The 481-nt window shown below is 69.9% G+C and carries 1 protein-coding gene; it reads left to right on the forward strand.

The annotated features are described in order from the left end of the window. Positions 1-165 precede the first annotated feature (165 nt). Positions 166-481, forward strand: a 316-nt coding sequence (locus LPA54_RS37235) for a pentapeptide repeat-containing protein (protein ID WP_228984882.1), incomplete at its 3' end; no start/stop codon positions are given.

The following is a 481-nucleotide window of genomic DNA, read 5'->3' on the forward strand; positions in this document are numbered from 1 at the left end:
GGTCCCATCGAGGAACTGGGGCGGGCGATCGCCGCTGCGGCGGAGGAGGGCGGCCTGACGGGGCCGGGACTGTCCTGGGTGTGCTGCGGCATCGGGGCGACTGCGGAGGATCCGGTCGGCTGCACCGGAATCAAGCTCCCTGGGTACGAGAAGTGCCTGGCCCACGTGTCCGACTCCGAACGGGCCGCGTTCCTCACCACACTGGCGCCGGGCGCGTCGGTCGACTTCTCGGGGACGACGTTCACGCCCGAACTGCTGAACGAGGTCGTCTCGGCGGTCCGGGAGGCCGAAGGAGGCCGGGTCCGCCTGGGCCGTGCGATCTTCAACGAGGCGGTGCTGCCCCAGGTGACTCTGCAGCAGGCCCTTTTAGACGAGGCGTCGTTCAAGGGGGCCACGTTCGGCGGCCGGGCCCTCTTCGACGAGGCGGTGTTCCGGTCGGACGCGGCTTTCGAACACGCGATGTTCCTCAGCAGTGCCCTGT

This window comes from Streptomyces sp. DH12 (assembly GCF_020873895.1).
Classification (GTDB): Bacteria; Actinomycetota; Actinomycetes; order Streptomycetales; family Streptomycetaceae; genus Streptomyces.